A 25,244-nucleotide genomic window follows, 5' to 3' on the forward strand; every position below is an offset into this window, starting at 1 on the left:
ATGAGCCGGCCGCTGCTGTGGCTGCTGATGTGTGTGATACCTGCGCTGGCGACGGCGCAGGACGAGCCGTTGCGCGTGGCCTTTAAGGGCGAGTTGTTATCGTTGAGTCAGACGCAACTGATCAAGCGTGAACCGTTGCCGTCATCACTGGATACGCCGTTGGGCAGCCTGTGGAAGTTGTTTGTCTACGCGTGGCTGGTCGATACAGGTGCTCGGGAACCGGCGTATGAGTGTCGCGGGCAGTCCAAGGAAGAAGTCTATTGCTGCTCGGCGGGCGGCAAGATCGAGCGTGATCAGGCGTTGGTGAAATCCTGCGGCTTGTATTTCGAGCCTGCGCGATTGGGCATTGCGGCGACGGATTGGCGAACGTATTGGCAGGCGCGGCAGGCGCCATCGTGGTTGCTGGATTTGCCGTCGGTGCAACCGGCGCAACGGGTTTCCGTGGTTGAACTGCTGAAGGTCCTGGCGACTTTGCCGGCGCAGGATCAGGCGCGTCGAGTGCTGCTCGACGTGGTGCTGAACGCGGCGGACGGCAATGTCGTCGGCGAGTTGGGCGGGCGTCTGCGGGTGAAAACCTGGAGCTGGCTCGGCGACCAGGATGCGCAATCGCGTCAGGGTGGATTCGCCGGCTGGACGGTCGATGGCTCGCCAGTTTGGGCAGGCGGTCGCGGCACCAGCCAGATGGTTTTGCGCCATTACGGGCAGGCGCTTGCGACCGTGCTGCCAGCGGCGTGGCCGGCAGAGGCGGGGCGTTGTGTTGAAGTCGGGTTGTTTTCGCGTTATCCGGTTACACAGGTTCTGACTGGTGAGCGGGTCATGCGTTCCGGCCCTTTGCGTGGCGATTATCGCGTCGAATTCGCCAACGGCAACGCGCTGGATATCCACAGCGACGGCGAACTGTTTCTGCTCAACGACAAACTCGTCGCAAGGCTTGATCGCGAAGAATACGTCGCCCGCGTGCTGGAGCGTGAAGCCAAACCTGAACCCGCCGAAGCGGCCAAGGCGCTGGCCGTAGCGATCCGCACTTATCTGCTGCAAAACGCCACACGCAACGGCGATTGCCTGAGCATCGACGACAGCAGCACTCGCCAACGCGTCGCACCGCGCCCGGCCTCCGCTGAATCGCGCAACATCGCTGCATGGACGGCAGACCTGGTGTTGGCCGGCAGCACCGTCACCTATCACTCCGATCAACCCGGCCCGGACAAGCTCGCCTGGCAACAAGCCGTCGAGCAAGCCAATGCCGGTCAGCGCTATGACGCGATTCTGCTGCACGCCTACCCGCGCGCCAGTCTCAGCCGTTGGGACAACCCGGTCGCTTCCTGCGAAGCATTGCCCGCCGCGCAAGACTGGTTGCAAAAACAGCGTCGCGGCTGGCGCCCGAAGCTGGAAAGCGAAACCGGCTACAACGAAGTCAGCACATTCGCCGTGTGCAAACTGGCCTTCGGCCGTCCCTTCGTCGACCGCGAACGCCAACGTATTTACGTACGTGGCGTGCTGACCCTGCAGGATCGCCTCGACCTGACCCACGAATATCTGCACCTGGCCTTTGAAGCACACCCCAACGGCCAGGATGAAACCTACATCGAAGGGCTCGCCCGTCACCTTTTGCTGGAATAGACCATGACACTTCGTTATCCACAGGTCTTGCTGCTGCTCTGCACGTTGACCGCGTTATCGCCGGCGATGGCCGCCGACAGCGTCAAACTCGACACCCCGGTCGGCGGCTGGCGCAGCGGCGCACCTGAAGGCGAGGGCGAAAGCTTCCGCCAGACCGTCAACTACCCAGCCTCGTCGGTTAACACCCCGGTCGGTCAAGCCAACACCGCACGCATCAGCGGCGAAATCAAAGCCACACCAAAGAACAATGAGCCCGGGCGGCTGATCGTCAACGGCGTCAGCATGCCGCTGAAAATCGACGACAGCGGCCACTTTGATCGCCCGTTCTCCTTCCCCAACGGCAGCAACAGCGTCGAAGTGCGCAGCCCTGACGGCCAACAACGCCATCGCACGCAATTTCTCAACACCAGTGGCGGCGCCACCCCGGCCAAGCTGCGCGTGCTGCTGGCCTGGGACAGCGACGGCACCGACCTTGACCTGCACCTCGTCACCCCCGACGGCGCACACATCTGGTACGGCAACCGCACCGCCGCCAACGGTGCCGCGCTCGACGTCGACGTCACCACCGGCTACGGCCCGGAAATTTTCGCCATGCCGGCGCCGATCAAAGGCCAGTACCTGGTGTACGTGAACTACTTTGGGGGTGGCTATCGCGGGGATGACGAGGGTGGCGATGAACCGGTGCAGGCGCTGACCACCGCGCAGGTGACGGTGATTACAGAAGAGGGCACGCCGAACGAAAAAATGGAGACGTTTCTGATCCCGATGCGCGCGGTCGGCGAACTGACACTGGTGAAGTCGTTCAGTTATCCGTGAATCAATGGATCAGTCAGGAAAAACACCGCACAGCGCATTACCTTCGTAACCGTGAACGATCGGCCCCAGCACCATGAGTGGGCCACAGGCGTAGAGCGGGGATGGCACTGATTGTCGGGTGTTGAGCAGAACGGTCTCCCTCCCGAACTCGTCACTGCCGAAGGATTGCTCGGAGTACGAGTGGCAGACCGGCAGTTTCAACGGCACCGGAATCACCAGCGCCCAGACAGTGATTCCGCACCATTCGCGGGTGGGTGCCGATGTTGCTGTTCGGGTGATTTGTGGGGTGATTGAGCGGTAACTTTGCGCTCTGTAGGCGTCGGTTTTCAGTGTGACTTTTTCGGGCAGGGAGATACCTACTCCGACACACCCGATCAAGCAGAGGCACAGGGTTGTTGCGGCAACGGATTTCAGCTGTGAGTTCAGCGTGCGGGGAATCAATGTCTAACTTCCTTGTGGAGCGTTTCTCGGATTTACAGCCCGGCCAACTGCGTCGGACGGCTACTTCAAAAGGGTTTTTACGCCAGCCCCAGATACAACGAGCGCAACGTCTGCACCCGGTTGCGTCCCTGATGCTTGGCGCCGTACAGCGCCTGATCCGCCTCCGACAGCAGGCGCGACAGGTCGTAACCCGACTCACGGGTGGTGACCACGCCGATACTGACGCTGAGCAGCCCCGGTTCCAGAATGGAGAGTCGGGCGAAGGAGATACGGATTCGCTCGGCAATCTCCAGTGCCGTCGGCTCATCGCATGCGCAGAGCAAGCAGGCAAACTCCTCGCCACCGATGCGCCCGAATACATCCTCTTTACGCACGCTTTCCGTCAGGACTTCGCTGAACGCGATCAACGCTTGATCGCCGACAGGATGGCCGTAGGTGTCGTTAAAACGCTTGAAGTGATCCAGATCGCAAAGGAGCAACGCCGCCGGTTCGGCCCGCTGCTGACAGCCGTCCAGCAAGTGACTGGCGTGCTGCATGAACGCGCGACGATTGCCGATGCCGGTCAACGGATCGCTGAATGCCGCGGCCTTGAGCTTGAGTTCGGCGCGTTCCTTGACCATCGCCAAGGTGATGTAGGCAATGCCGATGACATACAACATCGACTCGAACAGCATGAATGAGAAAAACGGCACGCCTTCGCCACTGCCCAGCAACGCCTTGGTCACCGGCAGCCCGTCATCAGTCGCGCTGCGCACCGCATAAAAAATCGTGTGCAAAACGGTCAGCACCAGCGCCGGCATGAACGCGACGTCCAGGCTGTGACGGTTGCGCCAGAGTTCCAATGTCGTCAGCACGCCATAACCGAATGCCAGGAGAGAGTAGATCAGTACTCGATTCGCCATCGAGTGGTAAAAGGCGGGTATCAGGCACAACAGCAGCCAGACCACAGAACCCGCCAAAATGCCCGGCAGATACGGTTTGCGACCGGTCAGCGTGCGCATGGCCGTCCAGTTCATCGCGGCGCTGAGTAACAGCACAATGTTGCCGAAGATGATCGGAACGAAATCCACCCCGCGATCCCGCCAACTCACCAGCACCACCCCCAGCGCGCCCAACAGCATCATGCTGCCGAGGTAGGCCAGCGGCGGCTCGCGGGTTTCGCGATACCAGGCGTGCAGCGTCAACAGCCCCATCAAAAAGAAGACGAAGACGGAAACGACCAGCAGGGTCGGGATATGCAGGGCCATTCCATGGATTCCCGTGAGGCTCAATACCGGAATCCGGCCGGGGTCGGGGATGCGGGTAAAAACAGAGGGGTTGGGTGTTGGGCAGGATTTAGCACTGAGGGGGTTAGGGTTGGCAAGTGTTGAGTCAAGCTCGCCAAGGTAAACGTGTTTTTTTGCAGGCATTAAAAAGCCGGCTTGTGGCCGGCTTCTCGGGGACTGGCTTGGCCTATTTTTGGTAAGCCTTGCCAGCCTTCAAAACGTACATCCGGATCTGCGTCCGGCTGTGGGACTTGGTCAGACGTTGGTCTGCCGCGTCGGGCGCTCTCTGAGCCGCGGGGCGGGTCGATGCGCAAATGTGGGGCGCAGGATACTGAGTTTTGCTGTGAATTCCCAGTCTGAAGTGCGGTTTAGAGCGACTGCTGCAGTAGAAATTGGGGATTTGTACTGTTTTTCAGGGCCTCATCGCGAGCAGGCTCACTCCTACAGGGGGAGGTGCTGGCCGTCAGATCAGAGGAACGGCACCACCGGCCGGCGTTTGCCCGCGGTCGACCACCAGAACACCCAGCCCAATATGTGAATCCTTTGCTCCTCGATCTGCGCCGGGCGGAATACTTCGTCCGGGTATTCGGCATTGTTGTGGCTGCGCAGCCGTAAGCCGTTGCCGGGCATGCGGTGCAGGTATTTGATGCGCAGCATGCCGTCGTGTTCGATGGCGTAGATTTCGCCGTCGACGACTTGGGTCAGGCCACGGTCGATGGCGACGACGGAGCCGTCTTCGATGCGTTCGGCCATGCTGTTGCCGATCATGTGCGCGCAGATGGCGTCGGTGTGTCTGACTTCGAGTTGATCGAGGTGGTTGCGCAGCAGGCGGATGGATTGGTCCGGGTCCTGGATGACGTGGGTTTTGCCGGAGCCGTCGGTGAGCGGCGTTTCCTTGAAGAACAGCAGATTGATGTCGTTGGGATCGATGACGGTGTAGACGCCACGGATGGCGTGGGCGTCGAAGGTGTCGCCGTTGCTGGCAGGCGCGTTCAGGCTCGGCGCTTCTTTGTTGCCTTCGCCGGTTTTCAGCCATTCGCTGTTGACGGACAGCAGGCGTGAGACTTCTTCCATGCGATACGCCGGGACGCCCCGGGTGTACCAGTTGTGGACATTTTGGGCTTCCGTGCCCCAGAACTTTGCGAAACCCGTGGTCGAGATGTTCGCTGCTTCCAGGAGTGCCCTGAATCTTGGACCGCTAGTGTTCTTTCTCATAAACACGGAGTCTACGGCCGTGCCAGAGCGGTTTGAATAAACCGGGCGTTCAAAAACGGGCTGAATTTTGCGACGGGATGTAAGACGTTCTTGTGGGAAATTACACAGGTTAAAACTTTTCTGTAGTCCGTCGTAAACACCTTGTTTAAGACGACCTTTCCCGAGCATAAAAAACCCCGGATCGACCGGGGTTTTCTTCAAGCGGACTGCGGCTCAGAGTAATTAACCCTTGTAGGCAGCAACCGACTTGGTGATCGCGTCGCGGGCGGCGTCAGCACCGGCCCAGCCTTCGATCTTGACCCATTTGCCTTTTTCGAGATCTTTGTAGTTCGCGAAGAAGTGCTCGATCTGCTGGATCAGCAGTGGCGGCAGGTCAGTGTATTCCTTCACGTCGACGTACAGCTGGGACAGCTTGTCGTGTGGGACTGCGATGACTTTGGCATCGCCGCCGCCGTCGTCGGTCATGTTCAGGATGCCGACTGGACGCGCGCGGATCACCGAGCCTGGCGCAACCGGGTAAGGGGTTACAACCAGCACGTCGAGGGGATCACCGTCGTCAGCCAGGGTGTTCGGGATGTAACCGTAGTTGGCCGGGTAGAACATTGGGGTGGCCATGAAACGGTCAACGAACAGGCAATCGCTGTCTTTGTCGATTTCGTATTTGATCGGCGCGTGGTTGGCCGGGATCTCGATCGCGACGTAGATGTCGTTCGGCAGGTCTTTGCCAGCCGGAATCTTGCTGTAGCTCATTGGGCGTTGCCCCCGTAGTTGACCAAAAACACTTGGCCGGATTGACCAAAAAGTGGCGGCGATTATAGGCATATTCCTACGCCGACGCCACGTACCAGAAGTCGTGCAGCGCTTAGTCGTGCGCCTGATAGACCGGGTCGCTGGCCTGAAGTTGCCGCAACCTGCCCAACGGATCCTGACGGTAGAAAAGCTGCAGTTGCGCATAGACCTGTGGATAAGCCTCGTGCAGCAGATCCGGAGCGCTGAAGAAGTATTCGCTGGTGACCGCAAAGAATTCCGCCGGGTTTTCGGCGGCGTAAGGATCGATGGCCGTTTCGGCATCGGGGTTACGCTCAAGCTGGCCATCAAGATCGTCATAAGCAGCCTGCATGACCTCGGCCCAGTCGCTGACGCGCATGTCGGCGTGCAGCGGCGGCAGGCCGTTGGCGTCGCCGTTGAGCATGTCGAGCTTGTGCGCCAGTTCGTGGATCACCAGGTTGTAACCTTCCCAGCCACCACTGGCCATCACGCCCGGCCAGGCGAGGATGATCGGCCCTTGTTGCCAGGCCTCGCCACTGTGCTCGCCATCCCACTCATGCTCGACACCGCTGGCGTCGCGGTGACGCTGCGGGCTGAGGAAGTCATCGGGGTAGAGGACGATTTCGTGGAAACCCTGATACCAGTTCAAATCACCGAGGTTGAGCAGTGGCAATTGCGCCTGAGCGGCGAGCAACAGGCGTTGCTCCTGATGCAGCTCGACGCCGGGCAGGGCGGTCAGATGTTTTTCTTCGAGGAACAGCACGCACGCTTCGCGCAGCCATTGGTCTTGCGCGTCGGTGATGCCGTCAAGAAAGCTCAGGTGATCGCGCACCCGTTGCCACATATCGTCGGCAATCGGGTGCTTCGCCAGAATGCGCCGGCGTCGCCAGGCTCTCAGCGACCACATGGGCTTAGTGCGATTCGGCTTTGCTGCCGCTGAAACGGCTGCGAACCACGCCAAGGATCATCGGCACCAGCGACAGCAGGATGATCGCCACAACCAGCAACGACAGGTTTTTCTTGATGAACGGAACGTTGCCGAAGAAGTAGCCCAACGTCACCAGGCCGCCGACCCAGAGAATGGTGCCGAGCACGCTGAAACCGAAGAAGCGCGGGTACGGCATTCTTGCTACACCAGCGACGAACGGTGCGAAGGTACGAATGATCGGCAGGAAGCGCGCCAAGGTCACGGTCTTGCCACCGTGCTTGTCATAGAAATCGTGAGTCTTCTGCAGGTAATCGCGGCGGAAGATTTTCGAGTTCGGGTTACTGAAGAGTTTTTCCCCGGCCGTTCGTCCGATCACGTAGTTGGTGCTGTCACCGAGTATCGCCGCTAGCATCAGCAGACCACCGAGTAGTACCGGGTCCATTCCGCCACCCGCCGCTACGGCGCCGGCGATGAACAACAGCGAATCACCCGGCAGGAACGGCATCACCACCAGTCCGGTTTCGCAGAAGATCACCAAAAACAGAATGGCGTAGATCCATGGCCCGTAGTTGGTTACCAGCATGTCGAGGTAAACATCGAGATGCAGGATAAGGTCGAGCGGGTTGAAATCCATGGAGGCACCTGTGTGTCGGCCCGACTCAGCGGGTCTGTGCGGGTGAATCGGGTGTAAGCCTACAGTGAGGTGTAGTTTTTCTTACAAGCCGGAAAGATCGCGATTATACGGTCTGAGAGTTGAAAAGCGTGTTGGTTTTGTAGCGAGGGATGTCGGGCGTGAATATTTGTCAGGAAGGCAGGGCGGATGGGTAAGGCGAAAAGATCGCAGCCTTCAACAACTCCTGCAGGCTGCGATCTTTTGCTGTCAGAGTTCGTCGCTGATCGGCAATACGTAGTTCTTGAACTCGGTGTCTTCCTTGAACCCGATGGATTCGTAGGTTTTCTGCGCGACTTCGTTGTTGCTGCTGGTGGAGACGCGCATGCGCACGGCCTGGGTTTCCTTGGCCATTTTCTTCGCGGTGCGGATCAGGTTGTCGGCGACCAGTTGGCGGCGGGCGTCTTCGGCGACATAGATGTCGTTGAGGATCCAGACGCGCTTGAGTGACAGCGAGGAGAAGCTCGGATAAAGCTGACAGAAACCCATCAGTTTCTTGTCGTCATCGTCGGCCAGGGCCAGATAGATCACAGACTCCTTGCGGCGCAGGCGTTTTTCGAGAAACGCGCGGGAGGAATCCGGGTAAGGCAGGGAACCGTAGAACTCGCGATATTTGACGAACAACGGAGTCAACAAATCCAGATGTTCGAGGGTCGCTTGAATAATCCGCATGATAGGTCTCGTCTTCAAGTGGCTGTCTTCAACTGCTCTGACGGCGATGGGAAACCCTGGCGGCCGTGCATCGATCCTGCCTGAAACCGGCGCAGAAACGCAATGCGGAAACGGTTCAGGTTGTGGGCGGATCGAGTAGGAAGTTTCCTTTTATATCCTTTCCTGTGTCCGACTCCAGTGTCTGCACCTGTGCTTCGTCCTTCAGATTGACCCCCGACAGCTGACGCCGACAGGCTTCGCGCATCAGGTACAACAAACGATGCGCGGCCATGCCGTAGCTCAAACCTTCCAGCCGCACATTGGAAATGCAGTTGCGATAGGCATCGGTCAGCCCGATCTTTGGATTGTAGGTGAAATATAACCCCAGACTGTCCGGTGAACTCAGGCCTGGACGCTCGCCAATCAGCATCACCAGCATTTTTGCACCGAGCAATTGGCCGATTTCATCGCCGACGGCAACGCGGCCCTGTTCCACCAGCACGACGGGCGCGATCGACCAGTCATCGCCGCTCATCTGCTCCTCCAGGCGGGTGAGAAACGGCAACGTGTGGCGATGCACCGCCAGCGCCGATAAACCATCCGCCACGACAATTGCCAGATCAACGCCACCCGGATGCGCCGCCGCGTAATCACGCAGGCTTTGCGCCGAGTCATCGCTCAGTTTGCGTCCCAGATCCGGGCGTTGCAGGTAGCTGTTTCGATCCACGGCGGCGCTGTGCAGCAGCAAGCTCTCGCGCCCACGGTCACTCAGTTGCGCACCGAGCCCGGCATGATCGAAGGGCAGATGCACCGCATCGCGCGCCTGGGCGTGGGCAAACTGAAAGTCCAGTTGGGCGCTGGTTGGCAGGCTGGTGCCGGTGCGGCCGAGGGCGATCCGCGCCGGGGTCAGGCGGCGCAGTTCCAGCCATGGGTTTTGCGGGTCGATGGGCGGTTTTTCCATGTTACTCATCCCAGTTGTGCCAGCGCTTGGCGGAAGGCCGGCGGCAGGTTGTTGCCAAAGCGAACCTTGCCATCCGCTTGCGTGAAGATGCCCATGTTGGCCAGCCACTGTTCGAACTCCGGTGCCGGTTTCAGCCCCAGGGTCTGCCGGGCGTAGAGCGCATCGTGGAACGAGGTGGTCTGGTAATTGAGCATGATGTCGTCGGAGCCGGGGATGCCCATGATGAAGTTGATCCCGGCGACACCCAAGAGGGTCAGCAGGGTGTCCATGTCGTCCTGATCGGCTTCGGCGTGGTTGGTGTAGCAGATGTCACAGCCCATCGGCACGCCGAGCAGCTTGCCGCAGAAGTGGTCTTCGAGGCCGGCACGGATAATCTGTTTGCCGTTGTAGAGGTATTCCGGGCCGATAAATCCTACGACGGTGTTCACCAGAAACGGCTTGAAATGCCGTGCCACGGCGTAGGCTCGGGTCTCGCAGGTCTGTTGGTCGACGCCGTGGTGGGCGTTGGCCGACAGGGCGCTGCCTTGGCCGGTTTCGAAATACATCAGATTTTGCCCTAGGGTGCCGCGATTCAGGCTCAGGCCGGCGTCGTAACCTTCCTGCAAAACATTCAGGTTGATACCGAAACTGGCGTTGGCCGCCTCGGTGCCGGCAATCGACTGGAATACCAGATCCAGTGGCACGCCACGGTTGATCGCCTCGATGGAGGTGGTGACGTGGGTCAACACGCAGGCCTGGGTCGGAATGTCGTAGCGCTGGATGATCGCGTCGAGCATCTCCAGCATCGCGCAGATCGAAGCGATGCTGTCGGTGGCCGGGTTGATGCCGATCATTGCGTCGCCATTGCCGTAGAGCAGGCCGTCGAGAATGCTCGCGGCGATGCCGGACGGTTCGTCAGTCGGGTGATTCGGTTGCAGGCGCGTCGACAGGCGCCCGCGCAGGCCGAGGGTGCCGCGGAACTTGGTGACGACGCGAATCTTCTGTGCCACCAGGACCAGATCCTGTACGCGCATGATCTTCGACACGGCGGCGACCATTTCCGGGGTCAGGCCGGGGGCGAGGTTGCGCAGGCTGGTTTCATCGGCGGCGTCGCTGAGCAGCCAGTCACGGAAACCGCCGACGGTGAGGTGGCTGACCACGGCAAAGGCTTGTTTGTCGTGGGTGTCGATGATCAGTCGAGTGACTTCATCGGACTCGTAGGGGATCAGCGCTTCCTGCAGGAAGTGCGTGAGCGGGATGTCGGCCAGCGCCATTTGCGCAGCAACGCGCTCGCCGTCGTTGAGCGCAGCGACGCCGGCGAGAAAATCCCCGGAACGGGCGGGGCTGGCCTTGGCCATGACCTCTTTGAGGCTGTCGAAGCGATAGGTCTGGGCGCCGACGGAATGGGCGAATGCGGCCACAATATCCTCCTGTAAACGATAAACCCCCTGTAGGAGCTGCCGCAGGCTGCGATCTTTTGACCTTGATCTTCTTAACAGCAAAATCAAAAGATCGCAGCCTTCGGCAGCTCCTACAGGGTTCCAGCACAGTGCCTGGATGGGCGCTGTGCACTTTTATATGGCAGTCAGATACCTTCGAGCATAGCGTCTGCCGGCGCATCGGCGCGTTGCTTGGCGGTCAGCTGGAAATACAAGTAACCGGCGGCCATGAAACCGAGGAATACACAGCCGATCAGCGTGTTGAACCACGCCATCGCCACCAGACACACCACCGCCAGAAACAGCGCGATCGCCGGCACCACCGGATAGCCCGGCGCGCGGAAGGTGCGTTCCAGGTTCGGCTCGGTTTTGCGCAGTTTGAACAGGCTGAGCATGCTGATGATGTACATCACGATGGCGCCGAACACCGACATGGTGATCATCGCGGCGGTCAAGGTCATGCCTTGCAGGTTAACCAAACCATCGCTGTAGATTGCCGCAATGCCGATCACGCCACCGGCCAGAATCGCCCGGTGCGGGGTCTGGAAGCGCGAGAGTTTGGCCAGCCCCTTAGGCAGATAACCTGCGCGGGCGAGGGCGAAGAACTGACGCGAGTAACCGAGGATGATCCCGTGGAAACTCGCCACCAGCCCGAACAGGCCGATCCACACCAGCATGTGCATCCACGTCGAGTTATTGCCGACCACGGCTTTCATCGCCTGCGGCAGCGGATCGTTGATGTTCGACAGCTGACGCCAGTCGCCAACGCCGCCAGCCATGACCATCACGCCGATGGCCAGAAACACCAGGGTCAGAATGCCGCTGACGTAAGCCTTGGGAATCGTGCGTTTCGGGTCTTTGGCTTCTTCGGCCGCCATGGCTGCACCTTCGATGGCGAGGAAGAACCAGATCGCAAAGGGTATCGCGGCAAAAATGCCCGGGATTGAGGCCACGGTGAACTCATTGGAGCCCGACCAGCCATTCAGAACGAAATTGCTGAAGCTGAAACCCGGCGCGACCACGCCCATGAACACCAGCAACTCGGCGACAGCGAGCACAGTGACCACCAGTTCGAAAGTCGCGGCGATGCTGACGCCGAGGATGTTCAAGGTCATGAAGACGAAATACGCACCGACGGTGGCGATCTTCGGATCAAGCTCCGGATACTGCACATTTAGGTAAGCGCCGATGGCCATGGCAATGGCCGGTGGCGCGAAGACGAACTCGATCAGCGTGGCGATGCCGGCGATCAATCCGCCTTTCTCGCCGAACGCCCGACGGCTGTAGGCAAATGGCCCGCCGGCGTGTGGGATGGCGGTGGTCAATTCGGTAAAGCTAAAGATGAAGCAGGTGTACATCGTCGCGACCATCAACGCCGTGACCAGAAAACCCAGAGTGCCGGCGGTGCCCCAGCCGTAACTCCAGCCGAAGTACTCGCCGGAAATCACCAGGCCGACGGCAATGCCCCAGAGGTGCAGGGTGCCGAGTGTGGGTTTGAGCTGTGTGGTTGAAGTCATAAGTCCTCGCTGTCTTTTTATTGTTCGATTTTTTGGACTTGCGGGTGTGGCGGTTGGGTGGATGGGTGCTGTTCACGCAGCGGCAATTTCAGTGCAAAACCTGAATGACGGGTACGCAAGGGCCGTGCCAGAGCGGCCAGATCTTTTGTGTTGTGTCATTCAGGATGCTGATCGCGAGCAGGCTCACTCCTACAGTAGGAATGCGGTGCAAATGTAGGAGTGAGCCTGTTCGCGATAGCAATTGAGAGGGCGACACAGGAATATCCGTGTCGCCCTCAGGTTTTAGAAGAAGCCCAACGGATTGATGTCGTAGCTCACCAGCAGGTTTTTCGTTTGCTGATAGTGATCGAGCATCATCTTGTGCGTCTCACGTCCCACGCCGGACTTCTTGTAACCGCCAAACGCAGCATGCGCCGGGTACAGGTGGTAGCAGTTGGTCCACACGCGACCGGCCTTGATCGCACGGCCCATGCGGTAGGCGCGGTTGATGTCGCGGGTCCACAGGCCGGCGCCGAGGCCGAACTCGGTGTCGTTGGCGATCGCCAGCGCTTCGGCTTCATCCTTGAACGTGGTGATACTCACCACCGGCCCGAAGATCTCTTCCTGGAACACGCGCATTTTGTTGGTGCCCTTGAGCAGGGTCGGCTGGATGTAATAGCCGGTCGACAGATTGCCCTCGAGTTTTTCCACCTTGCCGCCGGTCAACAGCTCGGCGCCTTCGCCCTTGGCAATTTCCAGATATGAAAGAATCTTGTCGAATTGCTGCTCGGACGCCTGCGCGCCGACCATGGTGTCGGTGTCCAGCGGATCGCCGCGTTTGATTTGCAGGACTTTCTTCATGACGACGGCCATGAACTCGTCGTAGATCGATTCCTGTACCAGTGCGCGCGATGGGCAAGTGCAGACTTCGCCCTGGTTGAAGAACGCCAGCACCAGACCTTCAGCGGCTTTCTCAATGAAGGTCGGCTCGGCCTGCATGATGTCTTCGAAGAAGATGTTCGGCGATTTGCCGCCCAGCTCTACGGTAGACGGAATGATGTTCTCGGCCGCACATTTCATGATGTGCGAGCCCACCGGGGTCGAGCCGGTGAAGGCGATCTTGGCGATACGCTTGCTGGTGGCCAGCGCTTCGCCGGCTTCTTTGCCATAGCCCTGAACAATGTTCAGCACGCCCGGTGGCAGCAGGTCGCCAATCAGTTCCAGCAGCACGGTGATGCCCAGCGGGGTTTGCTCAGCTGGTTTGAGCACGACGCAGTTACCTGCTGCCAAGGCTGGCGCAAGTTTCCACGCGGCCATCAGAATCGGGAAGTTCCACGGGATGATCTGGCCGACCACGCCCAGCGGTTCATGAATGTGATAGGCCACAGTGTTGCCGTCGATTTCGGCCGCGCTGCCTTCCTGGGCGCGCAGGCAGCCAGCGAAGTAGCGGAAATGGTCGGCAGCCAGCGGGATGTCGGCGTTGAGGGTTTCGCGCATGGCTTTGCCGTTGTCCCAGGTTTCGGTGATCGCCAGCAGTTCGAGGTTCTGTTCGATGCGGTCGGCGATTTTCAGCAGGATCAGCGAGCGCGCCTGCACGGAGGTGGAACCCCAGGCATCGGCAGCGGCGTGAGCAGCGTCCAGTGCCTTGTCGATGTCTTCGGCAGTGGAGCGCGGGAATTCGGCAATCGGCTGGCCATTCACTGGCGAGGTGTTGGTGAAGTACTGACCTTTGACAGGTGCGACGAACTCGCCGCCGATGTAGTTACCGTACTTGCTCTTGAACGAGACTTTGGCGCCTTCAGTACCGGGGTGAGCGTAACGCATGATGATGTTCTCCTTGGCTTTGTACTTATTAGAGAAACGCGCAAGTGCGCTTGCTATAAGCGTAGAGCAAAGGTCGGGCCACTGCCGTGCAGGTCAGGCAAATCAAGGTGTTGCGTGGTTTTTGTCGGACGAGCGGATTGTGCCTGTGACGGTTTCGGTACAGGTGGGGTGACAGTTTGTACCGCTTTCGGCACAGCCTGTGACCGGGCAGTCTTGCCAGCATTGCAATGGTGCTTGAGCTGGAGGATGCTCAGCCAACAGCAACCCCTGTAGGAGCTGCCGCAGGCTGCGATCTTTTGATCTTGATCTTCAAAAATACAAGATCAAAAGATCGCAGCCTGCGGCAGCTCCTACACGGGGAATATGGAGAACAATAAGAAATGCACGACAACCATTTGAGTCGCCATGCCCGGCAGGTCCTCACCGTCAGTCAGGGCAAACCGCACCTGCACGGTCCCGGCGCCGATCCGTCGATTGCCCGCTCGTGGCTGCGCTGTCTTGAGGACTATCACCTCGACCCGGCGCTGAGCATGGCGCCGACCGTGCTCGAACATGGCCGCGTCCTCGAAAGCCGCGAACGTCTGCAACAAGTGCTGCAGATCGCCGGCAATGAAATGAGCAGCCTCCATCAACAGCTGTCCGGCGCCGGCCACGCAGTGCTGCTGACCGATGCGCGCGGGGTGATCCTCAACTGCGTCACCGCGCCCGCCGAACGCAAGATTTTCGAACGCGCCGGCCTCTGGCTCGGGGCGGACTGGAGCGAAGCCTGCGAAGGCACCAACGGCATCGGCACCTGCCTGGTCGAACGTCAGGCGCTGACCATTCATCAGGACGAACACTTTCGCGGGCGTCACACCGGCCTGACCTGTTCGGCCAGCCCGGTGTTCGACCCGCATGGTGAATTGCTGGCGGTACTCGACGTGTCCTCGGCCCGCCACGATGTCTCGCGGCAGAGCCAGTTCCACACCATGGCGCTGGTCAATCTGTCGGCGAAGATGATTGAGAGCTGCTATTTCCTGCGCTGTTTCGATAACCAATGGTTGCTGCGTTTCCACTTGCAGGCCGAGTCTGTCGGGTTGTTCAGCGAGGGGCTGCTGGCGTTTGACGGCGAAGGGCGGATCAGTGCGGTCAATCAGAGCGCACTGAACCTGCTCGGGCATATTCGCGTCGGGCTATTGGGGAAACCTGTCGAGGCGTTCTTCGATTGTTCACTGGATGAGTTGCTCGGCCGCGCCAGCGCGAATGCCAGCGCCAGTTGGCCGCTGCGCACCCGTGATGGTCGCCATCTGTTTGCGGTGCTGCGCGGTGAGTCGCGTAAACCGACGCCGAGCATGCCCGCGCCAATGGTGGCTGAGGCTCCGCGGCTGTCGGGCATCTGTCTCGGTGATGAGGCGTTGCAGGCGGACTTTCGCAAATCGCTGCGTGTTTTTGAGCGTGATGTGCCGCTGCTGATCAACGGCGAAACCGGCTCCGGCAAAGAAGCTTTCGCCAAGGCCGTGCATCAGGCCAGTCAGCGTTCGAGTAAAGCCTTCGTCGCCCTCAACTGCGCGGCGATCCCGGAGAGCTTGATCGAGAGCGAACTGTTCGGGTATCGCGGCGGCAGTTTCACCGGCGCACGCAAGGACGGCATGCGCGGCAAGTTGCAGCAGGCCGATGGCGGTACGTTGTTCCTCGATGAAATCGGCGACATGCCGTTGGCTTTGCAGACGCGCTTGTTGCGGGTGCTGGAGGATCGGCAAGTGGTGCCGATCGGCGGTGAGCCGGAGTCGGTCAACGTGCGGATCATCAGCGCCACGCACCGCAATCTGCTGGAGCGGGTTGCCGACGGCAGCTTCCGTGAGGATCTGTATTACCGCTTGAATGGGCTGGAGGTGGCGTTGCCTGCATTACGCGAGCGCAGTGATAAGTCGCAGTTGCTGGATTTTTTGCTGGCCGAAGAGGCGGGCGGCGATACGATCATCATCGAAGAGTCGGCGCGTCAGGCGTTGCTGGCGTTCAACTGGCCGGGCAATGTGCGGCAGTTGCGCAATGTGCTGCGCACTTTGGCGGCATTGTGTGATGAAGGGCGGATCGGCATCGAGGATTTACCGGCAATGATTCGGCAAGTGCGCCCGGCAGCGGTGGAATCCATTCCCTGCGAGCAACCTCTCGAGGATGCCGAACGATTGGCGTTGCTCAATACACTGGAGCGCACGCGCTGGCACATGACCCACACCGCTGAGCAACTCGGCGTGAGCCGCAACACCCTCTACAGAAAGCTGCGCAAACACGGCATCGCCCGAACCGCCTGAATCCCCCCGTAGGAGCTGCGGCACGCTGCGATCTTTTGATCTTGTTTTTTTTAAGGTCAAAAGATCGCAGCCTCGTTGCACTCGTCAGCTCCTACCTGTGTGGTGGTGTAGGTGGGGGCATCAGCTAAAGAGTGCGATTTCCCCCTCCCTACGCTAACCTGCGGCCATGTTTTACGAGGTCGACTATGCACATTCATATTCTGGGTATCTGCGGGACTTTCATGGGCTCGATGGCGGTGTTGGCCAAAGAGTTGGGCCATCACGTGACCGGCTCCGACGCCAACGTCTATCCGCCAATGAGCACGCAGCTTGAAGCCCAAGGCATTCAACTGACGCAAGGCTACGACCCGGCGCAGCTCGATCCGGCACCGGATCTGGTGGTGATCGGCAATGCCATGTCGCGCGGCAATCCGGCGGTGGAATATGTGCTGAACAAAGGCCTGCCGTACGTTTCCGGCCCGCAGTGGCTGGCCGACCACGTGCTGCAAGGTCGCTGGGTGCTGGCGGTTGCCGGCACTCACGGCAAAACCACCACCAGCAGCATGCTCGCCTGGGTGCTGGAACACGCTGGCATGAGCCCGGGCTTCCTGATTGGTGGCGTGCCGCAGAATTTCTCGGTGTCGGCGCGACTGGGCGGCACGCCGTTCTTCGTGATCGAGGCCGACGAATACGACAGCGCCTTCTTCGACAAACGCTCGAAGTTCGTTCACTACCGTCCGCGCACCGCGATCCTCAACAATCTTGAGTTCGATCACGCCGACATCTTCCCGGATCTGCCGGCGATCGAGCGGCAATTCCATCACTTGGTACGCACCATTCCGAGCGAAGGCCTGGTCATCCATCCGACCACCGAGCCGGCCTTGCAGCGTGTGATCGAAATGGGCTGCTGGACCCCGGTGCAAACCACCGGTGCCGGCGGTCAGTGGCAGGTCAAACTGCTGAGCGAAGACGGCTCGGCGTTCGAAGTGATGTTCGAAGGCGTGTCGCAAGGCACCGTCGAGTGGGAGCTGACCGGTCAGCACAACGTTGCCAACGCCTTGGCAGCTTTGGCAGCGGCGCGGCATGTTGGCGTGGTGCCATCGATGGGTATCGCCGGGTTGAGCGCGTTCAAGAACGTCAAACGCCGGATGGAGAAAGTCGCCGAAGTGCGCGGCATCACCATTTACGACGACTTCGCCCACCACCCGACCGCCATTGCCACCACCCTCGATGGCCTGCGCAAACGCATCGGCGACGCGCCGCTGATCGCGATCATCGAACCGCGCTCCAACTCGATGAAGCTCGGCGCCCACCGTGACGGCTTGCCGGCCAGCGTGGTCGATGCCGATCAGGTGATCTGGTACGCCCCGGCCAACCTCGGTTGGGATTTGGCTGGCACCGCTGCGTTGTGCACCGTGCCGTCGATTGTCAGCGATTCGCTGGAAGGCATCATCGAACGCGTGAAGAGCCAGGCCCAGCCCGGCACTCACGTGGTGATCATGAGCAACGGCGGCTTCGGCGGCCTGCACGGCAAACTCGCCGAGGCGCTGCAATGAACACTCGTTTTGAGAGCAATGGCCCGGAACGCATCACGCTGGCGATGACCGGTGCGTCCGGCGCGCAGTATGGTTTGCGCCTGCTCGATTGTCTGGTGCGCGAAGATCGCGAAGTGCACTTTCTGATCTCCAAGGCTGCGCAATTGGTCATGGCCACCGAGACCGACGTCACGCTGCCGCCCAAACCGCAGACGATGCAGGCGTTCCTCACCGAATACACCGGGGCTGCCGCCGGGCAGATCCGCGTGTACGGCAAGGAAGACTGGATGTCGCCGGTGGCTTCGGGCTCCGGCGCACCGGCGGCGATGGTCGTGGTGCCATGTTCCACCGGAACGTTGTCGGCGATTGCCACGGGCGCTTGCAACAACCTGATCGAACGCGCTGCTGATGTGACGTTGAAGGAGCGCCGCCAGTTGATTCTGGTGCCGCGTGAAGCGCCGTATTCGAGCATTCATCTCGAACACATGCTCAAGCTGTCGAACATGGGCGTGACCATTCTGCCGGCGTCGCCGGGTTTCTATCACCAGCCGCAGACCATCGATGATTTGATCGATTTCGTCGTGGCGCGGATTCTCAATCTGCTGGGCATTCCGCAGGACATGCTGCCGCGTTGGGGTGAGCATCACTTGAGCAGCGATGAATAAGCTGCTGGTCATCGGGCTGGCGTTGTTGCTGAACGGGTGCGCCACGGCGCGCACGTTGGATGCGGCGAAACCGGGAGCGCCAGTGGTGTACTCCGGGACGCGGCTGGACTTGTATGCGTTGAATGGCGGGTGCTGCGCGATGGATCGTTTCGGGGCTGAGGCGCCGAGCTATCCGGGGGTGGACCTGCCGGGCAGTGCGTTGTTGGATACGCTGTTGTTGCCGTTGTCGCTTCTTACCGTGATCGGCGTGAGTTTTCAGGCAACAGGCGGATTGTAGAAGCGAACACAACCCCCTGTGGCGAGGGGATTTATCCCCGTTGGGGTGCGAAGCACCCCCAAATTTTAACAGCGACCACTGCTGCGCAGCCGAACGGGGATAAATCCCCTCACCACAAAGTCCTGGAACTATTTGCCGAGTTTGCGCAAATCATCCGACTCGATCACCCGCACCCCATCCTGCTCTTCCAGCGCCAATCGCCACATCGCCCGCGCCAATTGGCACGCCTCGATGCCACGATACTTGCCCGGAATCAGCTTCGACAACGGCCCGGCCAACTGCTCGGCCAGACGTGGCTCCGTGCGTTCACCCAACAACAGCGAAGGTCGGCAAATGGTCAGTTGCGGCCAGTCCTGCGCGCGCAAGGCCTGCTCCATTTCGCCTTTGACCCGGTTGTAGAAAACCGACGACTTCGGATCGGCGCCAATCGCGCTGATGACAATCAGATGCCGCGCACCCATCTCCCGTGCACGCTTGGCGAACGCCACGACCATGTCCAGATCGACCGCGCGAAACGCCGCTTCGGAACCGGCCTGTTTGATTGTGGTGCCGAGGCAGCAATAGGCGATATCGACGCGGCCGCTGAGCTGCGGCAGAAACACCTGCGGATCGCCGACCGGGTTTTCCAGGTGCGGATGTTCCGCCAACGGCCGACGCGATGGGGCGAGCACGCGAGAAATCGTTGGCTCGTTGAGCAAACGGTCGAGTAGATGTTCACCGGTCAAACCGGTGGCTCCGGCAAGCAATACGTGCTGAGGCGTCAAGTACATAGTGTCTCTCCCTTGATACTGTTCAGCTTAGTTGCTCTTTATCGCTCCGTCGTTCAATGCAGCACTTTGCAAAGCTTTTCTTGCTTGCTGTTTACGCAGCAGTTGCCAGTGCGCCAACACGGTTTTCGGCGCCCAGATCTGCGGCTCCGAGGCTTCGAAATTGTCCGCCAGTTCGCGTTCGGCGACGGTGGCCTTGGCCAGTTTGAAGGCTTGCTCCAGGTCATCGGTCTGGTTCAGCGCCTGGGCGAACAGCGCGTCGCCGAAGTAGGTGAAATTGGCTTCTTCCGAGCAGCCGAAGGACACGCGATCGGCGCGCGAGGCAGTCATGATCAGCGTGCGTTCGTCTTTCAGCGCCGGGATGAAACCGCCGGAGTAGCAGGATGAAATGACGATGATCTTGTCGCGGTTTTTCAGCGGCGCGAGCACAGCAGCGAGTTCGTCGGCGGGCAGGTCGGCCAGCTCCATGCGCGGCTGGTCGAGCACCAGTTCATGTTCGGCGGTGCCGTGGCTGGTCAGGTAGATAAACAGCAAATCTTCCGGGCCGCTGCGTTCAGCGAGGGTTTGCGCGGCGCGGCGCAGGTTCTCGCGGGTGGCCATCGGCCGGTCGCCGAGGTGGTCGCGGTGGTTGACCAGACGGATCTGGCTGTAGGCGCCGAAGCGCGTATTGAGCATGTTGGCGACATAATCGGATTCGCGCAGGAACACACTCTGCTTGCCGTCGCCGCCGAGGGTCAGCGTGTACAGCTCGACCGCCGGGGTCGAGGCGGGAATGGCGGCCAAGGCGTCTTCGAGCAGGCGGCCCTGAGCAAGCAAACCGAGCTCAAGTGTATCGGGCAGCAACTTGCCATCGGCATCGCGCACGCGCTGGCCGTTGATCCAGGTGCCGCTCATGACGCTGCCATCGGTGAGCACTAAAGTGCCGCGCCCCGAGTAACTGTCGTTGTCGAAACCGCCGATGTAGAAACTGCCATCAGACAGATTCAAACGGCCCGGCCCACTGAAACGCCAGTCGCTGAACGAGCCGATGTAGTGGCTGCCGTCGGCGCCGATCAGTTCGCCCTTGCCGGTCAGCGCGCCTTCCTTGAACTGGCCCAGCCAGACATCGCCGTCAGCGTTTTCGTAGCGGCCCTTGCCGTGCAATTGATTGTTCTTGAAGCCGCCGACGTAGATGTCGCCGTCAGCGCTGTTGAAGGTGCCGTTGCCTTCCAACTGACCGTTGACGAAATGTCCGCTGAACGTGTTGCCGCTGGAGTCGCCACGCTGACCTTCGCCGTTGGGCTTGCCGTGGGCGAACTGACCTTGATAGGAGCTGCCGTCGTCCATTTCCAGACGGCCGAGCCCGGAATATTGATCAGCCTTGAATTCGCCCCGGTAGGTCATGGCGTTTTCTTTCAGGGTGCCTTCGCCGTCACGCCGACCTTGCTTGAAACCGCCGGTGTAACTGCTGGCGTTGGTCGTCAGGCTGCCCTGACCGTCGAACAGCCCAAGCTGGAACTGCCCGCGATAGACCTCGCCGTTGCTGCCGTGCCATTCGCCCTGGCCATGCCATTGGCCCTTGTCGAACTGCCCGGCGTACCAGCTGCCATTGGGGTAGTCGACGCGTCCCTGACCTTGCAGCAAGCCATCGACCAGTTCACCGCGATAGCGTCCGCCGTCGGGCAGGCGCGCATCCGGCGGCAACAGCGATTCGCCGTCGCCGCACGCGGTGAGCATCAGGGTCAAGGCAAGGGGTGCAAGACGTGCAAGTGAGCGCATAGCGGGATCCGGGCAATTAGGCGACCGAGTATGCCGCAGCTATGCGTCGCATAAATAGAGACGTGACGCGAAACAGCGTGCGCTGCTTCGCATCCGGAACGTTTACACGAAGCAGAGCGACAGCGGCTCGGCGATGTAGGCCGGTTTGTCCGAACCTTCTATCTCCAGCGTTGCGGTGGCTTTGAGCAGCCACTGGCCAGGTTTTTTCTCGGTCACTTCGCCCAGGTCGACCTTCAGGCGAACTTTCGAATTGACCTTGACCGGCTGGATGAAACGCACACTGTCCAGACCATAGTTGACCACCATCTTCACGCCTTGCGGCAGGATGAGGATGTCTTCCATCAATTTCGGGATCAGCGACAACGACAGGAAACCGTGGGCAATGGTGCTGCCAAATGGCGTTTGCGCGGCTTTGACCGGGTCGACGTGAATGAACTGATAATCCCCGGTGGCTTCGGCGAACAGGTTGATACGCTCCTGATCGATGGTGAGCCATTCGGAACGTCCGAGTTCCTTGCCGACATAATCTTTGAGCTCTGCAACGGGAACATAGGGCATTGAGACTCTCCTTGGGTTCATCGGTTTTATAGTTTTTCAGGTGGGGGATTTGACCGCCCTGCGAACCACTGTAGATCATCATGGCGATTTGCTCCGGTCAACCGACCATGCTTTTGGCGAATGCCGATCCATAGCGCAGGCGTGCTTATAATGCGGGCGATGAACGGGAGAGAGACGGGAGAGAAGTCGGATGTTGTTACGTGGCCTGACCCTGCTGGTGCTGTTTCAATTGCTCGGCACGGCGCTCAATCATTTGCTGTTGCCGGTGCTGCCGGGGCCGATCATCGGCCTGCTGCTGTTGCTGATCTTCCTGATTATTCGCGGTGAAGTCGGCGAGCCGCTGAACCTCGCGGCCGGCAGTTTGCTGCGTTATCTGCCATTGCTGCTGGTGCCGCCGGCGGTTGGCGTGATGGTGTATGCCACGGCGATTGCCGCCGATTTCTGGGCGATTGTCGGCGCGTTGGTGCTGTCGCTGATCCTTTCGATGGCGTTTGCCGGCGTGCTGATGCAGCGCATGGTCAAGCGTCACGCGAACCGGTCGGAGGAGTCCTGATGCTCTTCGACTGGCAAGGTGCCTGGGCCTCGGTAATCCATCATCCATTGTTCGGCATCGGCATCACTCTCGGCGCCTATCAACTGGTGCTGGCGGCGTTCGAGAAAACCCGCTGGATCTTTCTGCAACCAGTGCTGGTCTCCATGCTGTTGGTGATCGGCGTATTGCTCGGCTGCGGCCTGACCTATGCCGAATACCGCAAGAGCACCGAGATCCTCAGTATTCTGCTCGGCCCGGCCACGGTGGCGCTGGCAGTGCCGCTGTATCTCAACCTCAAACGCATCCGCCAATTGTTCTGGCCGATTTTTACTACGCTGGTGATAGGCGGCGTGGTGGCGACCGGCATGGGCGTGCTTTTGGGCTGGTGGTTTGGCGCCGAGCACATGATCCTGATGACCATGGCGCCGAAGTCGGTAACCTCGCCGATTGCGATGCTGGTGGCCGAACAGATCGGTGGCGTCGCGGCGCTGGCAGCGGTATTCGTGTTGATCACCGGAGTGATCGGCGCGATCTTCGGCCCGGCGCTGTTGACCCGACTTGGCGTGCACAGCCCCGAGGCGCGCGGCATGGCGCTGGGCATGACCGCGCACGCCGTCGGCACCTCGGTGGCGTTGCAGGAGAGCGATGAATGCGGTGCCTTCGCGGCGCTGGCGATGAGTCTGATGGGCGTGGCCACGGCGGTGTTCCTGCCGTTGGCGGTGTCGATGGTGGTGTAAGGAAATGTCTATGAGTCTGCCGCTTTTCCCGCTGAACACAGTGCTGTTTCCTGGTTGCAATCTCGACTTGCAGATCTTCGAAGCGCGCTACCTGGACATGATCGGCCGCTGCATGAAACAGGGCGGTGGTTTCGGTGTGGTGTGCATTCTGCAGGGCAGTGAAGTCGGGCTGGCGCCGGAGGGCTATGCGCTGGTCGGCTGCGAGGCGCGCATCACCGATTTCCAGCAGCAGGACAACGGTTTGCTGGGGATTCGCGTGCAGGGCGGGCGCCGGTTCAATGTGTTGCGCACTGAAGTGCAGCGCGATCAGTTGATTCTTGCCGACGTCGAGTGGCTGGATGACGAGCCCGAGCAACCGCTGCAGGACGAAGACGCCGACCTGGTTGCGCTGCTCAAGGCGCTGGCAGAACACCCGATGGTCGAAGCCTTGAACATGGGCATCGAAGCGCTCGGTCAGCAGTCATTGGCCAATCAGTTGGCCTATCTGTTGCCGTTTGCCGAGGAAGACAAGATCGACCTGTTGCAACTCGACGATCCGCAGCAGCGACTGGATGCGATCCAGGCGCTGCTTGATGAGTTGCAGGGCGAACTGTTTGCCTGATCGACCGCAAAAGATCGCAGCCTGCGGCAACTCCTACATGACGAACACTGAACTCATGTAGGAGCTGCCGAAGGCTGCGATCTTTTGACCTTCAATAAGCGTAACGCAACATCGTGTTTGGCAAATGCCGAAACACAAACAGACTGAACAACACCACCAGCGCCGGCAAAATCAGCCACCAGACCTTGAACGGCATGGCATTCAGTGGCTGTTTACGCTGGCTCAGCCACAACCCCGCCGCACACACGCACGCCGCCAACATCGCCCCGGCGAGGATGTCCGTCGGCCAATGCGCCCCCAGATAAACCCGCGACAAGGCAATCGACAGGGCCGGAATGCAGCCGACAAACAGCCAGGTCAGGCGCATGCGCGGTGGTTGTCCCCGACCTGCCAGAACGGCCAGCACCAGAAACAGCGCAAACGCGCCGGAAGCGTGGCCGCTGGGCATGCTGTAACTGGTCAGCGGATCGCTCAGCACTTCCGGGCGCACCCGAGCGAAAAACATTTTAGTGCCGGTATTCAGCAACGCGGTGCAGAGCAACACGCCGCCAGCAAAGATTGCCTGGCGCCACTGTCGGCACAGCAGCAACAGGCCGGTGAGCAGGGCACTGAACATCAGCATGTTGCGGAATTCGCCGATCAGGGTGAACGTCACGGCGATTTCATCGAGCATCGGCTGGCGATGTTCTTGCACCAGCGTCATCACGCCTTGATCGAGGGCCGTCAGGTAGGGATAACCGATGAACAGGCCAATCAGGATCAACAGGCTCATGCTGCTGATCCAGATCGTCGCGCGGCGATGGCGGCGCAGGCTGCTGTTGACGCTGAGGCCGACCATCACGGCAATGCTGGCCGCGACAATCCCGGCTTGCAGCCAGAAACCTTCCGGCAGGGGCAGGCGAATGGCCGCGCCCGTGGCCCAGCCGGGCAGCAGGTAAGCAAGGCTCCAGCCAGCGGCGGCCAGCAGGCTGACAGCGGCGAAACGCGGGAAGGGCATGTCGCACATGCCGGCAACCATTGGCAGCATCGGCCGCAACGGGCCGATAAAGCGCCCGACCAGCAGGCTGGCGATGCCGTAACGCTGGAAGTAGCTTTCGGCACCGGCCATCCACTCCGGGTGATGGCGCAGCCCCGGCAGACGGCGGATGTTCTGGTGGAAGTGGCGGCCGAGGAAGTACGAGATCAAATCACCGAGAATCCCGCCGAGGAAACCCAGCAGCAAGGTTTCGCTCAATGACAGCGCGCCGCTGCCGGCCAGCACGGCCACGGCAAACAACAACACCGTGCCGGGCACGATCAAACCGGCAATCGCCAGGCATTCCACACACGCGACGATGAACACCGCGGCGGCCAGCCACTGCGGGTTGGCCGCCAGCCAACCGGTTACGCTATCGAGCCATGGGCCCATACCAAAAAACTCCAAACCATTGATTTTCCCCCTGTAGGAGCTGCCGAAGGCTGCGATCTTTGC

At 60.3% G+C, this 25,244-nt stretch carries 24 protein-coding genes; 9 read left to right on the plus strand and 15 right to left on the minus strand.

The features are described 5' to 3' along the window. Together ACZZ0B_RS00535 and ACZZ0B_RS00540 are read left to right on the plus strand one after the other, a co-directional pair. Entirely contained in the window at positions 1-1,620 is a 1,620-nt protein-coding gene (locus tag ACZZ0B_RS00535; protein ID WP_463544156.1) for a DUF2300 domain-containing protein, read from the plus strand. A gap of 3 nt (positions 1,621-1,623) precedes the next feature. Next, a complete protein-coding gene (locus ACZZ0B_RS00540; protein WP_253481692.1) occupies positions 1,624-2,436 on the plus strand; it encodes a YfaP family protein in 813 nt (270 codons plus the stop codon). A gap of 9 nt (positions 2,437-2,445) precedes the next feature. Here the strand turns inward: ACZZ0B_RS00540 and ACZZ0B_RS00545 are convergent, their stop codons facing one another. From ACZZ0B_RS00545 to exaC, 11 genes are all read right to left on the minus strand, one after another. Then, positions 2,446-2,877, minus strand: coding sequence for a hypothetical protein (locus ACZZ0B_RS00545; protein WP_463544157.1), 432 nt, complete (start codon positions 2,875-2,877; stop codon positions 2,446-2,448). Between the two features lie 77 nt (positions 2,878-2,954). Further along, a complete protein-coding gene (locus ACZZ0B_RS00550; RefSeq protein ID WP_463544158.1) occupies positions 2,955-4,124 on the minus strand; it encodes a GGDEF domain-containing protein in 1,170 nt (389 codons plus the stop codon). Positions 4,125-4,610: 486 nt separating this feature from the next. Continuing rightward, positions 4,611-5,357, minus strand: coding sequence for a S24 family peptidase (locus tag ACZZ0B_RS00555; protein ID WP_158834283.1), 747 nt, complete (start codon positions 5,355-5,357; stop codon positions 4,611-4,613). A 222-nt stretch (positions 5,358-5,579) separates the two neighbouring features. Further along, positions 5,580-6,107, minus strand: coding sequence for an inorganic diphosphatase (gene ppa / locus ACZZ0B_RS00560; protein WP_008052339.1), 528 nt, complete (start codon positions 6,105-6,107; stop codon positions 5,580-5,582). Positions 6,108-6,219: 112 nt separating this feature from the next. After that, complete coding sequence (locus tag ACZZ0B_RS00565) at positions 6,220-7,032, minus strand: M90 family metallopeptidase (RefSeq protein ID WP_463544159.1); 813 nt, start codon at positions 7,030-7,032, stop codon at positions 6,220-6,222. A 4-nt stretch (positions 7,033-7,036) separates the two neighbouring features. After that, the gene (locus tag ACZZ0B_RS00570) at positions 7,037-7,687 is read right to left on the minus strand and encodes a DedA family protein (RefSeq protein ID WP_008081798.1); all 651 of its coding nucleotides are present in this window, start codon (positions 7,685-7,687) and stop codon (positions 7,037-7,039) included. 246 nt (positions 7,688-7,933) lie between these two features. After that, positions 7,934-8,395, minus strand: coding sequence for a GNAT family N-acetyltransferase (locus tag ACZZ0B_RS00575; protein WP_003228592.1), 462 nt, complete (start codon positions 8,393-8,395; stop codon positions 7,934-7,936). 115 nt (positions 8,396-8,510) lie between these two features. After that, complete coding sequence (eutC, locus tag ACZZ0B_RS00580) at positions 8,511-9,344, minus strand: ethanolamine ammonia-lyase subunit EutC (RefSeq protein ID WP_463544160.1); 834 nt, start codon at positions 9,342-9,344, stop codon at positions 8,511-8,513. Continuing rightward, the gene (locus ACZZ0B_RS00585) at positions 9,341-10,735 is read right to left on the minus strand and encodes an ethanolamine ammonia-lyase subunit EutB (protein WP_045123145.1); all 1,395 of its coding nucleotides are present in this window, start codon (positions 10,733-10,735) and stop codon (positions 9,341-9,343) included. The genes eutC and ACZZ0B_RS00585 overlap by 4 nt, the downstream gene beginning before the upstream one ends. A gap of 164 nt (positions 10,736-10,899) precedes the next feature. Beyond that, complete coding sequence (eat, locus tag ACZZ0B_RS00590; RefSeq protein ID WP_463544161.1) at positions 10,900-12,270, minus strand: ethanolamine permease; 1,371 nt, start codon at positions 12,268-12,270, stop codon at positions 10,900-10,902. A 282-nt stretch (positions 12,271-12,552) separates the two neighbouring features. Then, entirely contained in the window at positions 12,553-14,073 is a 1,521-nt protein-coding gene (exaC, locus tag ACZZ0B_RS00595) for an acetaldehyde dehydrogenase ExaC (RefSeq protein ID WP_463544163.1), read from the minus strand. Between the two features lie 380 nt (positions 14,074-14,453). On the opposite strand from exaC, the gene ACZZ0B_RS00600 reads away from it, so the two are divergent. The 4 genes from ACZZ0B_RS00600 (at position 14,454) to ACZZ0B_RS00615 (ending at position 18,820) form a co-directional block, all read left to right on the plus strand. Next, positions 14,454-16,364, plus strand: coding sequence for a sigma-54-dependent Fis family transcriptional regulator (locus ACZZ0B_RS00600; protein WP_463544164.1), 1,911 nt, complete (start codon positions 14,454-14,456; stop codon positions 16,362-16,364). A gap of 185 nt (positions 16,365-16,549) precedes the next feature. After that, positions 16,550-17,899 carry a UDP-N-acetylmuramate:L-alanyl-gamma-D-glutamyl-meso-diaminopimelate ligase gene (mpl, locus tag ACZZ0B_RS00605; RefSeq protein ID WP_008083666.1) on the plus strand — a complete coding sequence of 450 codons (1,350 nt, stop codon included), beginning with the start codon at positions 16,550-16,552 and terminating at the stop codon, positions 17,897-17,899. After that, a complete protein-coding gene (gene ubiX / locus ACZZ0B_RS00610; protein ID WP_158956780.1) occupies positions 17,896-18,543 on the plus strand; it encodes a flavin prenyltransferase UbiX in 648 nt (215 codons plus the stop codon). The genes mpl and ubiX overlap by 4 nt, the downstream gene beginning before the upstream one ends. After that, a complete protein-coding gene (locus tag ACZZ0B_RS00615; RefSeq protein ID WP_463544165.1) occupies positions 18,536-18,820 on the plus strand; it encodes a YceK/YidQ family lipoprotein in 285 nt (94 codons plus the stop codon). The genes ubiX and ACZZ0B_RS00615 overlap by 8 nt, the downstream gene beginning before the upstream one ends. 128 nt (positions 18,821-18,948) lie before the next feature. Here ACZZ0B_RS00615 and ACZZ0B_RS00620 read toward each other — a convergent pair whose 3' ends face one another. The 3 genes from ACZZ0B_RS00620 to ACZZ0B_RS00630 form a co-directional block, all read right to left on the minus strand. Then, complete coding sequence (locus ACZZ0B_RS00620) at positions 18,949-19,590, minus strand: oxidoreductase (protein ID WP_008083662.1); 642 nt, start codon at positions 19,588-19,590, stop codon at positions 18,949-18,951. Between the two features lie 27 nt (positions 19,591-19,617). Next, on the minus strand, positions 19,618-21,345 hold the full coding sequence (locus tag ACZZ0B_RS00625) for a C13 family peptidase (protein WP_463544166.1): 1,728 nt from the start codon (positions 21,343-21,345) through the stop codon (positions 19,618-19,620). Positions 21,346-21,447: 102 nt separating this feature from the next. Beyond that, positions 21,448-21,903 (minus strand): MaoC family dehydratase, encoded by a 456-nt coding sequence (locus ACZZ0B_RS00630; protein WP_007909575.1) that lies wholly within the window; start codon positions 21,901-21,903, stop codon positions 21,448-21,450. Between the two features lie 190 nt (positions 21,904-22,093). Here ACZZ0B_RS00630 and ACZZ0B_RS00635 point away from each other — a divergent pair, with 190 nt between their 5' ends. The 3 genes from ACZZ0B_RS00635 to ACZZ0B_RS00645 are packed head-to-tail and all read left to right on the plus strand — an operon-like array spanning position 22,094 to position 23,773. Continuing rightward, complete coding sequence (locus ACZZ0B_RS00635) at positions 22,094-22,456, plus strand: CidA/LrgA family protein (RefSeq protein ID WP_463544167.1); 363 nt, start codon at positions 22,094-22,096, stop codon at positions 22,454-22,456. Next, a complete protein-coding gene (locus ACZZ0B_RS00640; RefSeq protein ID WP_008085111.1) occupies positions 22,456-23,172 on the plus strand; it encodes an LrgB family protein in 717 nt (238 codons plus the stop codon). Before ACZZ0B_RS00635 ends, ACZZ0B_RS00640 begins: the two co-directional genes overlap by 1 nt. Positions 23,173-23,182: 10 nt before the next feature. Then, a complete protein-coding gene (locus ACZZ0B_RS00645; protein ID WP_008085113.1) occupies positions 23,183-23,773 on the plus strand; it encodes an LON peptidase substrate-binding domain-containing protein in 591 nt (196 codons plus the stop codon). 91 nt (positions 23,774-23,864) lie between these two features. Here the strand turns inward: ACZZ0B_RS00645 and ACZZ0B_RS00650 are convergent, their stop codons facing one another. Next, positions 23,865-25,181, minus strand: a complete 1,317-nt coding sequence (locus tag ACZZ0B_RS00650; RefSeq protein ID WP_008085115.1) for a bifunctional DedA family/phosphatase PAP2 family protein — start codon at positions 25,179-25,181, stop codon at positions 23,865-23,867. Positions 25,182-25,244 lie beyond the last annotated feature (63 nt).

It is taken from the genome of Pseudomonas sp. AC247 (genome assembly GCF_979258015.1).